Consider the following 13,394-nt stretch of genomic DNA (forward strand, 5'->3'; position numbering starts at 1 on the left):
GCCCCCACGCGCTCGAGCGTGTCATCCGCTCGACTTCGCCGCGGACTCTCGCGGTCACCCGCCCCTCCCGGCCCACAGGAACGCATCAGGAGTCCGGCCTCTCCTGATGTCAGTTGGCGGCGGCGCGGTAGGCCTCGATCACCTCGTCTGCTCCGGGCGACACTCCCTGTCGGCGCAGTAGGCCAGCTCTGACATCTCGGCGCCTCCGTCGCTTGCCCCCCGCACTGACGTGCAGGCACCCCGAAGCCATGCCGCATCGGGGTCGCCGCCCGTGTAGCGCAGGCGCGCGGATGGGCGGCCGCGGCGAAGAGCGCGCGAATCAGCTGTTGGAGGTTGCATGCGATGGCAACAGCCGCTGCGACCACCCGCGGGCCGCGCCATGGCCGCCATCCAACCCGCGCTGCGCCGAGCCGCCGAGGTGTCAGCGTGTCGTGCGGGCGTCGGTCATCGATGAGGTCGAGCCGCGGATCCGGGCGCTACTGCGGGCGTTTCGACGATCCCGTCGACGGTGATCGCCGAGCGGATCCCCTGGATCCGGTCATGACCGCGCTGAAGAACCGGGTGGCCGACCTGCGGCGAGGTGTATCTGCGGCCGAATCCGGCGTCCCAAACGGCATGTGTGGCCGGCGAGATTTCCCAGTGACATCGACCACCGCCGCTTGCACAAGGTACCCCCGTGGGGTATCACTTACTGGTGCCCAGTACCCCGATGGGGTACTAGCCCATCGTCATCACAAGCACCAGGAGTTCTCGCATGTCAGCCGCCTCGCCCGACCAGTCGCAGGCCTCCGCGGGTCGTCGGCTGGGCCTGTCCCTGCTGGTGATCGCCACTGCCCAGCTGATGCTGGTCCTCGACGACAGCATCGCCAACATCGCCCTGCCGAGCATCCAGGCCGACCTGGACGTCTCCGCGGCGAGCCTGCCGTGGGTGATCAACGCCTACGTCCTCGTCTTCGGGGCGCTGCTGCTGTTCGGTGGCCGGCTCGGTGACCTGTTCGGCCGGCGGCGAGTGCTGCGGACCGGGCTGGCCGTCTTCGTGGCCGCGTCGCTGCTCGGCGGCCTGGCGCCCAACACCGGCCTCCTGATCGCCGCCCGCGCCCTGCAGGGACTCGGCGCGGCGCTGGCCGCCCCGAACGCTCTCGCGCTGATCGCCACCACCTTCCCGACGGGCAAGCCGCGCAACTCCGCGATGGCCGCCTACGGCGCCATGTCCGCCGTCGGCATCGTCGCCGGCGTGCTGCTCGGCGGGGCGCTCACCGGCCTGCTCGACTGGCGCTGGGTCTTCTTCATCAACATCCCCATCGGCCTGGCCGTCCTCGCCGGCACCGCCGTCCTCGCCGAGGGCGGCCGCGGCCGCGGCCGGCTGGACACCCCGGGCGCGGTGACCGGCACCGGCGCGATGGTCGCCCTGGTCTACGGCATCACCCGCGCCGGCGAGCACGGCTGGACCGACCCCTTCACCCTGGCCGCGTTCGCCGCCGCCGTGCTGCTGCTGACCGTGTTCCTGGCGCTGCAGGCACGCACGGCCGAGCCGCTGCTGCCGCTGGGCCTGTTCGCCGACCGCAACCGGGCCGGCTCCTACGCCACCATCCTGTTCATCGGCGCCGGCCTGATGGGCTCGTTCTACCTGCTGGCGCTGTTCCTGCAGCAGGTGCTGCAGTTCGGGGCCCTGGAGACCGGGGTGGCGTCGCTGCCGTTCGCCGCCGGCATCATCCTGGCCTCGGGCATCAGCTCCAAGCTGGTCGAGCGCCTCACACCGCGGGTCGTGGCCGCGCCCGGTTTGCTGCTCGCGGCGGGCGGCATGCTCTGGCTGTCCACGCTGACCGTGGACTCCTCCTACGTCGCGCACATCATGCCGGCGCTGTTCCTCACCTCGTTCGGCCTCGGCCTGGCGTTCGTGCCACTGACCCTGACCGCCGTGCACCGCGTCGCCGAGGACCGGGCCGGCGTCGCCTCCGCGCTGGTCAACACGGCCCAGCAGATCGGCGCCGCGCTCGGCCTGGCCGTGCTGACCACCGTCTCCACCACCGCAGCCGACGAGCAGCGGCCCGGTGCCGCCCAGGTGCTGCAGCAGGGCCTGGCTGTCGACGATCCCGGCGCCGTGGCCCGGGCCGGCGAGGCGCTGGCGCAGGGCTACACCACCGGCTTCCTCACCGGAGCCGGCCTGCTGCTGGCCGCCGCCATCCTCGTCGCCGCGACCGTGGCCACCCGGGGCACCCAGCGCGCCGCCGACCCGGCAGACGTCGCAGACGAGACCCGTCCGCGACGGCGGAGTCGACTGGCTGGTGAACAGTTCACAACCGCCAGCGGGAACCGGCGCTGACAGCAACCGACCGTAGGAGCGTGCGCAGCTTCCTCACGCACCCGATACCCACCACTCCTCTTCAGCTTGTCGGTCGCGAGGGGTCCGTCAACGGGCGCCGTCGACAGTTCTGGGTGGCCTCCGACCCGGTGACGTCCACCCGGACATCACGCGCGTCGACCGTCGCAGACGGCAGACGCCGCACGCGGCAGAATTCGATGCAGTAGAGCCGCGCACGGGCCAGCCCGCCGGTCGTCGCGCAGCATACGATCGCCAGCGTGGGTGTCGCCGAGTACTGCCCCGTCTCCATGGCAGCCTCGGTGGTCTGTGAGCGATGGAACATACTCATCCTGCGCGAGATGCTCGCTGGCGCTCGCGGGTTCAACGACATCCACCGCGGTCTGCCAGGACTGTCACGCACCCTGCTGAGCCACCGCTTGCACACGTTGCAGCAGGCAGGACTTGTTGTCACCGCAGCCGCGGACGGATCCGGCAGGCAGGGCTACGAACTCACCGACAAGGGCGCGGATCTCCGCGGCCTGGTGATGGAACTCGGGGCATGGAGCGTTCGCTGGAGCTTTCCGAGACCTACCGATGATCAGCTCGACCCGCATCTGCTCTTGTGGCGCATGCAATCCGGACTCGCCCGGGAGAACCTGCCCGCCCGTCGCGTCACCGTGGAAGTCACCTTCGACCAGCAACCGCAACCGGTGCTGGGATGGCTGGTCCTGTGTGGTGAAGATTCCTCCGCCTGCATCCGGCATCCCATGTTCGCCGTGGATGTCCATGCTCGCGCCAGCTCGAGAGTCTGGCACGAATTGTGGTACGGACATCGCACCTGGCGACAGGCCCTCGCCACCAACGACCTCGTGCTGACCGGCGACGCGAAACTGTTGGCCGATTTCCCTGGCTGGTTCACGCTCAGCGCCTTCGCCGGCCGCGTCTCCGAAGTCCACTCCCCCGACGCCTGAGTCAGCCCCCTCCCTTGGTGGTACAAAGTCTGTACCACCTGCTGGCTGTGACCCGTGCCACGCTCTGGTCATGCCGCCTGAGTTGCGCAAGGTCGCCGACGGGATCCACGTCGGCGCTCTGTTCCCCCGCAGCGTCTTCAACACGGTGGTGATCGAGGGGCCCGAGGGCGACGTCGTCGTCGACGCCGGCTTTCCCTGGTCGCGGAAACGCCTGGCCCACTTCCTGCGCGGGCGAGATGTGTCCGAGCATGTCGTCACCCACGCCCACGGCGACCACGTGGGAGCCACCGCATGGCTCTGCGAACACACCGGGGCTCCACTGGCCATGAGCGAGATCGAGGCCGACGACTTCGAGCACGGCGACATCGCCTGGCACGCGGGCGCCGGCGGCAAGTACTGGATCGCCCCACTCGGTCGCGCTCGCCGACACGTCGACCGGCGGCTCAAACGGGGCGACACCGTCGCCGGCTTCGAAGCCATCGCCCAGCCCGGGCACAGCCCCGGCCTCCTCGCCTTCTGGCGGGCGGCCGACCGGACCTTGATCGTCGGTGACGGGCCGATCAACCTCTCCCCAGACCCCACGAGTCCTCGGTGGCTGCACCTGCCCGCCAAGCTGCACCACAACCCGGCCGAGGCCGTGGCCTCGCGCAAGCGACTCACCGAACTCGAACCCGAACTGATCATCTCCACGCACGGTCATCCCGTCCGCGGCCTCGACCGGTGGCGGCAGGGAATTCACAAAGTGGCCCACTGAGGCCTGATGTCATCCGACCAGCGGATCGGTACTCCCTCCTGCACTTGCTGACAGATCCTCACGTTCGGCGACGGGGCGTTACGGCTGATCACCAAGCGCCTCGTCCGAGGTCAGAGCACCGCCGTCGACCCGGCACTCCCCCCGCGAGATCGGAGATCACAGTGAGCACGCCCAATGCTCGACTCGCCATGCAGATAGGCGGACGCGGGTTCCTTGAAGCGCATCCACCCAATGACGTCACCGGCGCCCGCTTCGAGGGCCGATTCGTCATCTACGGCATGATGAGTCATGGCAGTCCGATCTTCGGCGACGACGTGTCCCTGTTCGAGAGAGACTGCGCAGCGCAACACGGGCTAGGACCTGGAAGTGCCCATTTCGTTGCGATGCGCAGCGGCTTCGGCCTGGAGAGTTTCCACACGGGCGATGACGAATTCGTCGGACACCTGTACGCCCGGACGTCCGCACGCACACGCCTTCGCATCTACTTCGATCCCGCACCCGACGGGTCTCGGAGCTTCGAGGATCGCGACTCGTTCACCCGGGGCCAATTGATTGGCACCTACCGCGCCGAGGAGTTCTTCCAGCTCGATGCTCGCGCAGGAGTGTTCAACACCCGGGTGAGCTACACCTTGATCGAGAGCTCGCCGTTCACGTTCATGGACACGACGGTGGATCTCGCAGAGGTCGCTCCGTCCATGACCGATCTGTCAGCGGGTCACGCTCCGGAAGACGCGCCCCGTCCCATTCCGATCCCCCATGGAGAGGAACCGTTCACCGACCGGGGTCCTGGCGTCTTCGCGCAACGCTTCCCGGTCGGCGGGGCCTGGCTCACCGTGGACTGAGGCACCCAGCAGCAGGAAGACATCTGAACGACTCCAGCGACCAGCCGAGTTCGTGCCCCGGGGAGCGAAGGAGACACCTCGTGAAGTCCGTCGCGCACCCGAGCGAGCCGTCATGGATGCCGACGCTGGTTCTGCGTGCTCCACGCGACCAGCCCAACGGCATCACACCTGTCCACGACCCGGTCAGCGCCTCGACGGCGTGTCCACGACTCGAGGAGAGCCGAGTGTTCGACACCCGCCTGTCCGACGAGCAGGTGCACCCGACGAAGACCGACTCCTCGGCAGCCCCGAGCTGCCATTCCTCCGGAGGTCACCTTGGCCACCATCTCTGACCCGCCCCCGACCTCCTCACCGACGGCCACCCCCGTCGGCGGTCACTCGCCGTCACACCGGCTCGAGGGACGGTTGGGTGCCGGCTCGATCGTCTTCATGGTGGTCGCCGCAGCCGCACCGCTGACCGTCATCGCGGGATCGGTGCCGATCGGCATCGCCGCGGGCAACGGCGCCGGATACCCCGCGATGTACGTCGTGGCCGCCGTCGTGCTGGCGTTCTTCGCGGTGGGGTTCACCGCGATGACCCGGCACGTCCCCAACGCCGGCGCCTTCTACTCCTACGTCGGCACCGGCCTGGGTCGCGGGGCGGGGCTGGGGAGCGCGCTGATCGCGCTGATCAGCTACATCACCGTGCAGGGCGCGGTGTACGGGTACATCGGGTTCCTCATCGACGACCTGGTCACCGGGTACGGCGGGCCGACGGTGCCGTGGTGGGTGTGGACCCTCCTCGTGCTGGTCGTCACCGGCGTGCTCGGCTACCGGCACATCGAGCTGTCGAGCAAGGTGCTCGGCGTCCTGCTGATCGCCGAGGTCGCCATCGTCCTGGTCCTGGACGCCGCCGTGATCGGCCAGGGCGGTGGACCCGAAGGACTCTCGACGGCGTTCCTGACGCCGAGCGACGTCCTCTCCGGAGCCCCGGGCATCGGCCTGATGTTCGCCATCGCCGGCTTCATCGGCTTCGAGGCGACGGCGATCTTCCGGGACGAGGCGCGCGACCCCGAGCGCACGATCCCCCGGGCCACGTACGCCGCCCTGCTGATCATCGGCGTCTTCTACACCCTCTCAGCCTGGGCGATCGTCAGCGCCTGGGGCGACAGCCGGATCGTCGAGGAGTCGGCCGCCGACCCGGGCGGCATCGTCGTGACGACCGCCGCGGACTTCGTGGGGACGGCGGCCGCGGACATCATGCTCGTGCTCTTCGTCACCAGCCTGTTCGCCGCCATCCTGTCCTTCCACAACGTGTTGGCTCGGTACTTCTTCTCGCTGGGCAACACCGGCGTCCTGCACGTCGCCTGCGGACGCAGCCACCCCAGGCACGCCTCACCGCACGTGGCGTCGCTGGTGACGTCGGTGGTCGGCGCGGTGCTGATGGTGGTCTGCGCGATCGCGGGGCTGGACCCGGTGCTGGAGATCTTCACCTGGCTCGCCGGCATCGCGAGCGTCGGCATCGTCCTGCTCATGGCCCTCGCCTGCCTGGCGGTGCTGGTGTTCTTCCGGCGCACGGGCGTCGACCGGCGTCCGTGGCAGACGGTCATCGCGCCCGCCCTCGGGGTGGTCGGGCTCTCCCTCATCCTGGTCCTGCTCGTGAAGAACCTGGCGCTGCTGATGGGCGGGTCCACCCCGCTCGGCGTCGGCGTCGGTGTGCTGCTGGCCGTCGCGCTGGCCGCTGGCTGGTTGCTGGCCCGGGCCCGCCCCCAGGCGGCGCAGAACCTGACCCGCGCCACGCCCGCTGACGAAGCTCCCCTGATCTGACCCACCCACCGCACGAACCGGAGGACGAGATGACTCTCACCGCACCGAGCACCACCGTCAGCCACCCGCTGTCCCGGCTCACCGCCGAGGAGATCACCGCCGTGAGCACGATCGTGCGCGACGCCGGCCTGGTGAAGGAGAGCAGCAAGTTCGTCTACATGGGCCTGGAGGAGCCGCACAAGCGCGACGTCCTGGCCTGGTCCCCCGGTCAGCCGGTCGAGCGGCGGGTGCGTGCGCTGCTGCTCGACCGGGCCACCGGCAACGGCCGCGACCTGACCGTCTCGATCACCGGTGCAGCGGTGGTCAGGGACGACGAGATCGACGGGGTCGCCGACGGACAGGTCCCGATCCTCGACGCCGAGTTCGAGGCGATCGAGCCGATCCTCGCCGCCGACGAGCGCTGGGTCGCCGCCATGGCCAAGCGCGGCCTGGACGTCGCGAACGTGCGTGCGGTTCCGCTGTCGGCCGGCTCCTACTTCCCCGACGAGACCGGCGACCGGGTCGTGCGGGTGCTCGGCTTCCACCAGGCCGACCCGGCCGACCTGCCGTGGGCGCACCCGGTGGACGGCGTCGTCGCCTACGTCGACATCACCCGCGGCGTCACCACGGCGGTGCACGACCACTTCGACCTGCCGGTGCCCGCCGAGCGCGCCGACCTCGACCAGGCCACCCACCCGCACCCGGTGCGCGACCTCAAGCCCATCGAGATCACCCAGCCCGAGGGCCCCAGCTTCACCGTCGACGACGACGTCGTCCGCTGGGCCGGGTGGGAGTTCCGGGTCGGCTTCGACGCCCGGGAGGGCCTGGTCCTCCACCAGCTGTCCATCGACGGCCGCTCGGTGGTGCACCGCGCCTCGATCGCCGAGATGGTCGTGCCCTACGCCGACCCCTCCCCGGTGCGGTTCTGGCAGAACTACTTCGACGTCGGCGAGTACCTCTTCGCCCGCTACAGCAACCCTCTCGAGCTGGGCTGCGACTGCCTCGGCGAGATCCACTACTTCGACGGCACCCTGGCTGACGAGGACGGCGCGCCGCGGGTGATCCGCAACGCCATCTGCCTCCACGAGGAGGACTACGGCGTCGGCTGGAAGCACACCGACCTGTTCAACGGCATGGCCGAGACCCGCCGCTCCCGCCGGCTGGTGATCAGCTTCTTCACCACCGTCGGCAACTACGACTACGGCTTCTACTGGTACCTCTACACCGACGGCACCATCCAGCTGGAGAGCAAGGCGACGGGCATCGTGTTCACCTCTGCCTACCGCGGCGAGGACCACCCCTACGCCACCGAGGTCGCCCCGGGGCTGGGTGCGCCGTTCCACCAGCACCTGTTCTCCGCGCGGCTGGACATGGCCGTCGACGGCACCGGCAACACCGTGCACGAGGTGGAGGCCGTCCGCATGCCCATGGGTGAGGCCAATCCGTACGGCAACGCGTTCATGAAGCGGTCGACGCCGCTGACGCGGGAGTCCGAGGCACAGCGGCTCGGGGACGCCACGGTCGGACGGGTCTGGCACGTGGTCAACCCGTCGAAGACCAACCGGCTCGGCCAGCCGGTCGGCTACGCGCTGCACCCGCAGAACTCCCCCGTGCTGCTGGCCGACGACCAGTCGTCGATCCACCAGCGGGCGACCTTCTCCACCAAGAGCCTGTGGGTCACCGCCTACGACCCCGCCGAGCGCTATCCGGCCGGCGACTTCGTCAACCAGCACCCCGGCGAGGGCGGGCTGCCGACCTTCGTCGCCGACGACGCCCCGCTGGAGGACACCGACGTCGTCCTGTGGCACACCTTCGGGCTGACCCACTTCCCGCGGCCCGAGGACTGGCCGGTCATGCCCACCGACTACACCGGGTTCACCCTCAAGCCGGTCGGCTTCTTCGACCGCAACCCGGCGCTTGGCGTGCCCCAGTCCACGTCTACGCACTGCTCCTCGCACGACTCGTGACACCGGCGGTCCTCACCCCAGCCCGGGTTCGTCCCGGGCTGGGGCGAGCGCGGCGGTGCCGGCCGTGACCTCGGCGGTCGTACAACTCGTGCAGGTGACGAGCACGGCGCTCGGTTAGCTCGCCATGGCGGGATGACGTTGGCCTGCCCTCCCTGTGCACAGCACCTGGGCGACGTCGCGCCTCCACCCGGCGACAGACGCATGTCCGGTCGAGCCGGGCCTGGCCCAGTGGGCGGATCTGCCCATTGTCCGCGGTCACAGGTCGTCGCTTGGCTCCCTCTGTCAAGCGCACGAGGAGGACCCATGCGAGACAGGCAGTCAGAGGTCTATGAACTGTTCGACAGGGGCGCTCGGAAGCGCACGGCCGCCCTGGTCACCGACGCGGTCATCGCCGAGCACGAGGCCAACCCCGCCGGGCCGCACAGCGACGCGCTGCAGCGAGTGCTGCGTTACATGCGCCGAGCCCCGCTGCCGGGCAAGTACGTCATCGTTGCCGTGCGGCCCTGGCATGAGTACCGGATCGCCACGCTGACCGGGGTGCACGGTGAGGCGCCGCCCGTCCTCGACGACGGCCCCTGGGCCACGGAGCAGGAGGCGATGCACGCGGTCTTCCTGCGGCGGGTGGCCGACTTGCGCAAGGCCGTCGAGGGAGCTGCGTGATGGTCGACGTGCCGCGCCCTGTGATCACCGGTTACGCCGACCGGTTCTCGGTCGCGCCCGGCGAGACGGTGGAGTTCAAGATCAGCTGCGATGAGCCCGGGGAGTTCCAGGCCGAGGTCGTGAGGCTGCGGAACGGCGACACCAACCCGGCCGGTCCCGGCTTCCTCGAGACGGTGATCGACACAGCGGCCAACGGTCGCTACCCGGGCCGAAAGCAGGAGATCCACCCCGGCTCAGCTGTCCTCGTCCAGGACGGTGGAGGCCTCGCTCTCGGCGCAACCGGAGCGCTTCACGTGTACGCGCAACCAACCACCCCGGCGGTGGACGGCCAGACGCTGCTCTCCCGATGGGACGAGGCGACTCGAACCGGCTGGTGGCTGGGGCTGGTGGGCGGAAGGCTGACCCTCCGGCTGGGGGACGGGACGGTGGTGCACGAGACCTCCGCTGACGCCCCCCTGCTGCCCTGGATCTGGTATTCCGTCACCGCCAGCTGGGCTGGTGGCACGACAGAAGTAGGCGCCGTACCGACGCTCACCGCGACCAACAGCCTGTGGAGCCCGGCCATCGGCCTGGCGACGCCGACGGGCGCATCGGGTACCGGTGCCCCCGTACCCGGCAGCCCCGAGGTCCCGACCGTCCTCGCCGCCGGTTGGGACACCGCGCGCGGTGTCACCCGAGGACACCTGAACGGCAAGCTCGACTCGCCCGCCGTCTTCGGCGGTCCGCTCGACGGCGCCGCGCGTGAGGCACTGGCTCGCGGCGAGCGTCCCGCCATCGACGTCCTCGCCCGCTACGACTTCGGCGCAGACATCGGCCCGGCCGGCGTTCCCTCGGACCGCTGTTCGGACATCGGGCCGAACGGCTGGCACGGCGTCTGCCACAACGCCCCCTACCGCGCCATGACGGGGTGGAACTGGAGCGGGGAGGAGGAGAACTACCGGCACGCCCCGGAGCAGTACGGGGCGATCCACTTCACCGACGATGCGCTCGAGGACGCCGGCTGGACCACCGACGTCCGCCTGACGGTCCCCGACGACCTGCACAGCGGCGTCTACGCCTTGCGGACGAGGCTGGGCGACTCCGTGGACCACATCCCCTTCTGGGTGCTGCCGCCCCGCGGCACGGCGACCGAGAAGGTCCTCCTGCTGTTCCCCACCGCCAGCTACCTCGCCTACGCGAACGACCACATCGTCCCCGACGTGCCCGTCGCGCAGTCGATCCTCGGGCACACCTCGGTGATGGCAGCAGCGGACCTGCACCTCCTGGAACACCCCGAGTACGGCCTGTCCACGTACGACCACCACAACGACGGCAGCGGCGTGGCACACACCAGTCGGCTGCGGCCCATCACGACGATGCGTCCGGGACACCGGCACACGACCGGCTCCCTGTGGCAGTTCCCCGCCGACCTGCACCTGGTCGACTGGCTGACCGGCGTCGGCCTCGACTTCGACGTGGCCACCGACGAGGACCTCGACGCCGAGGGCGTGGAACTGCTGTCCCGGTACTCCGTCGTGCTCACCGGTACACACCCGGAGTACTACTCCGCACGGATGCTCGACGCGTGGGAGACCTATCTCGGCACCGGCGGCCGCGGGATGTACCTGGGCGCCAACGGCTTCTACTGGGTGACCAGCTTCCACCCGGACAAGCCGCACCTCGTCGAGGTCCGCAAGGGTGAGGGGGGATGCCGTGCATGGCAGGCCCGCCCGGGGGAACTGCACATGGCCTTCACCCCGGAGCGCGGCGGGATCTGGCGCAACCGCGGCCGAGCGCCGCAGAAGCTCTTCGGTGTCGGCTTCACCACCGAGGGCATGGACCGCTCCTCCGCCTACGACACCCTGGCCGACTTCGCCTCCCCGCACGGGGCTTTCATCGTCGAGGGCTGCGCCGGGGCCACCGTCATCGGAGACCACGGCTTGGTGGGCGGGGGCGCTGCCGGTCACGAGTGCGACCGGTACGACCTCACGTTGGGTACTCCGCCGAACGCCCTCCTGCTTGCCACGAGCGCCGGCAGGCACTCGGACAACTACCCGCTGGTGGCCGAGGACATCTACTTCCCCTTCGACGGACTGGGGGGAACGGACAACTTCCAGGTGCGCGCCGACATCGTCTACATGACGACGGCGAACGGGGGCGGGGTCTTCTCCACCGGATCCATCGCCTGGTCGGGCAGCCTCGCGCACAACGGCTACGACAACGACATCTCACGGATCACCGGCAACGTCCTGCGCCGCTTTCTCGACCCCACGCCACTGGAGCCCCTGCCGTCGGACGCTTGAGGCCTGTCTCGAGGTCGCGCGGGGCGGGTCCCGATGTCGCGGCCGGGGAGCAGGCGAGGCCCCAGGTGCCTGACGTGAGCGCGCCGCGTCCTTGCTAGGCCGAGTGGTGGTGGGAAGACTGTCCCTCCGGCAGTCCTTCCACCACCACCGAGGTGCTGCGAGTGCACGACGCCAGGCTCCCCCTCGCACTCCGCATCGCCTCCGCGGTGATCGAGTCCACCTCACCACGGTCGGCCGCTACTGCCCTCCTCGAACAGATCTGTGATCACACGCCCGTCCTGGCGGCCTCGGTGATGAGCTTCAATCCGATCACCGGCCAGCACACCGTGCTCTCCTCGACCGGCTACCGGCTGGAGGTGCTCGACTTCCTCAGGTCTCCTGCATTCCTGCAGGACGACGTCGGATACCAGCAACTCGTCCGGCGTCCTGATGGCGGCGCGCTGGGCTGGCGAGACGTTCCCGGGGACTACGGGCAGAGCCCATCGGCCGTCCGGGTGTTCCGGCCGGCCGGCTACTCCGGAGGGGCGACGGCGCGGCTGTTGACCACCGACGGGCGCTACACCGGCGATCTGCACCTGAGCTGCGACGATCCCGATCGACCGACCCTGGACGTCCTGCAGGCCCTGCGGTCGGTGGTCTCGGTCATGGCGGTGACCACCGATGCCACCCGGCGCCTGAGCGATGTCCTGTCCTACGTCGACGCGGAGGTCAGCGCGGCGGTGGTCACGGCATGGGCCGGGATCGTGCCCATCCCGGGACGCGCTGTTCCCGCGCTCCTCCATGACCGGTCCGACGTCGTGCTCTGCGTCATGGCCTGGCGCACCCGCGGCCAGCCGACCAGCCGGGCGCTGTTCTACATGCCGCGCGGGACCGCGGGTCTCCAGATCGAACTGATCGCGGTACCAGGCGGCAGCCTGGTGATCGAGCATCCGGCACCTCCCTCGTACGGCCTGACCGCTCGAGAAGTGGAGATCTTGACGTTCGTCAGCGACGGGATGCTGAACGTCTCCATCGCCCGCCGGCTGGAGATCAGCGAACGGACCGTCGCTCACCACGTGGAGCACCTGCTGGGGAAGCTCGGGGTTCGGAGCCGCACCGCCGCCGCACGCATCGCGATCGAGTACGGCCTGCGTCTGCTACCGGGCTGTCCGGGACCGACCTGACGGTGCCGTCGAGCGGCCGGCAGGCGCGCTCACCCCATGGCCGATGGACGACGACCGGGACAAGAGGCGCCGACCCCCAGGGACGTGCCGGCTGCGCTCGCCGCCGCCGCGCCGGCGCAGCTCGAGGGCCAGGTCGGGCACGATCCGGGCGCCGCTCATCCCGATCGGGTGGCCGAGGGCGATGGCGCCGCCGTTGGGGTTGACCTGCTGCGGGTCGATGCCGCGCTCGCGGGTGGAGACGACGGCCACGGCGGCGAAGGCCTCGTTGAGCTCGATCAGGTCCAGTTCCTGGGGGGCAATGCCCTCACCCCGCAGGCCTTCTGGATGGCCCGGGACGCCTGGGTCTGCAGCGTGGCGTCTGGGCCGGCGACGACGCCGTGCGCGCCGATCTCCGCCAGTGGCGTGAGGCCCAGCTCGTCGGCCTCCTCCGCGCTCATGACCACGACCGCGCAGGCGCCGTCGGAGATCTGCGACGCCGTCCCTGGGGTGATCGTGCCGTCCTTGGCGAAGGCCAGCTTGAGCTTCGCCAGGGTCTCGACGGTCGTGTCGGTGCGGATGCCCTCGGACGTCCGCGCCAGCAGGAAGAACACGGGACCCAGGGCGACCCAATGGTGGTCACACCACCGCCGGAACGCGCAGCGATCAGAGAGGCGCGTCCTTCATCCGCG

General features: G+C 70.0%; 12 protein-coding genes. 10 read left to right on the forward strand and 2 right to left on the reverse strand.

Features of this window, described 5'->3' with window-relative positions; translation table 11 throughout:
- The first annotated feature begins 754 nt into the window (after positions 1 to 754).
- The 10 genes from CRP39_RS11755 to CRP39_RS11795 all read left to right on the forward strand — a co-directional run bounded on the left by CRP39_RS11755 (position 755) and on the right by CRP39_RS11795 (position 12,726).
- A complete protein-coding gene (locus tag CRP39_RS11755) occupies positions 755 to 2,323 on the forward strand; it encodes an MFS transporter (RefSeq protein ID WP_097206567.1) in 1,569 nt (522 codons plus the stop codon).
- 257 nt (positions 2,324 to 2,580) lie between these two features.
- Positions 2,581 to 3,273: a winged helix-turn-helix transcriptional regulator gene (locus CRP39_RS11760; RefSeq protein WP_097206568.1), complete on the forward strand. Its 693-nt coding sequence runs from the start codon at positions 2,581 to 2,583 to the stop codon at positions 3,271 to 3,273.
- Positions 3,274 to 3,355: 82 nt separating this feature from the next.
- Positions 3,356 to 4,027 carry an MBL fold metallo-hydrolase gene (locus tag CRP39_RS11765; RefSeq protein ID WP_172442403.1) on the forward strand — a complete coding sequence of 224 codons (672 nt, stop codon included), beginning with the start codon at positions 3,356 to 3,358 and terminating at the stop codon, positions 4,025 to 4,027.
- Positions 4,028 to 4,188: 161 nt separating this feature from the next.
- A complete protein-coding gene (locus CRP39_RS11770) occupies positions 4,189 to 4,869 on the forward strand; it encodes a hypothetical protein (protein ID WP_143426621.1) in 681 nt (226 codons plus the stop codon).
- An 80-nt stretch (positions 4,870 to 4,949) separates the two neighbouring features.
- Positions 4,950 to 5,201 carry a hypothetical protein gene (locus tag CRP39_RS26375; RefSeq protein WP_143426622.1) on the forward strand — a complete coding sequence of 84 codons (252 nt, stop codon included), beginning with the start codon at positions 4,950 to 4,952 and terminating at the stop codon, positions 5,199 to 5,201.
- A complete protein-coding gene (locus tag CRP39_RS11775; RefSeq protein WP_216359700.1) occupies positions 5,185 to 6,675 on the forward strand; it encodes an APC family permease in 1,491 nt (496 codons plus the stop codon). Before CRP39_RS26375 ends, CRP39_RS11775 begins: the two co-directional genes overlap by 17 nt.
- A gap of 29 nt (positions 6,676 to 6,704) precedes the next feature.
- A complete protein-coding gene (locus CRP39_RS11780) occupies positions 6,705 to 8,621 on the forward strand; it encodes a primary-amine oxidase (protein WP_097206571.1) in 1,917 nt (638 codons plus the stop codon).
- A 303-nt stretch (positions 8,622 to 8,924) separates the two neighbouring features.
- Positions 8,925 to 9,281, forward strand: coding sequence for a N,N-dimethylformamidase alpha subunit family protein (locus tag CRP39_RS11785; protein WP_097206572.1), 357 nt, complete (start codon positions 8,925 to 8,927; stop codon positions 9,279 to 9,281).
- On the forward strand, positions 9,281 to 11,563 hold the full coding sequence (locus CRP39_RS11790; RefSeq protein WP_097206573.1) for a N,N-dimethylformamidase beta subunit family domain-containing protein: 2,283 nt from the start codon (positions 9,281 to 9,283) through the stop codon (positions 11,561 to 11,563). Before CRP39_RS11785 ends, CRP39_RS11790 begins: the two co-directional genes overlap by 1 nt.
- A gap of 293 nt (positions 11,564 to 11,856) precedes the next feature.
- Positions 11,857 to 12,726, forward strand: a complete 870-nt coding sequence (locus tag CRP39_RS11795) for a helix-turn-helix transcriptional regulator (protein ID WP_143426623.1) — start codon at positions 11,857 to 11,859, stop codon at positions 12,724 to 12,726.
- Here CRP39_RS11795 and CRP39_RS27535 read toward each other — a convergent pair.
- Both CRP39_RS27535 and CRP39_RS27540 read right to left on the reverse strand, forming a co-directional pair.
- Positions 12,700 to 13,041, reverse strand: a complete 342-nt coding sequence (locus tag CRP39_RS27535) for a hypothetical protein (RefSeq protein ID WP_245853811.1) — start codon at positions 13,039 to 13,041, stop codon at positions 12,700 to 12,702. The genes CRP39_RS11795 and CRP39_RS27535 overlap by 27 nt on opposite strands.
- On the reverse strand, positions 13,002 to 13,316 hold the full coding sequence (locus tag CRP39_RS27540) for a thiolase family protein (protein WP_245853800.1): 315 nt from the start codon (positions 13,314 to 13,316) through the stop codon (positions 13,002 to 13,004). Before CRP39_RS27540 ends, CRP39_RS27535 begins: the two co-directional genes overlap by 40 nt.
- Between the last annotated feature and the right edge of the window lie 78 nt (positions 13,317 to 13,394).

The organism is Geodermatophilus sabuli (assembly GCF_900215145.1).
Lineage (GTDB): Bacteria > Actinomycetota > Actinomycetes > Mycobacteriales > Geodermatophilaceae > Geodermatophilus > Geodermatophilus sabuli.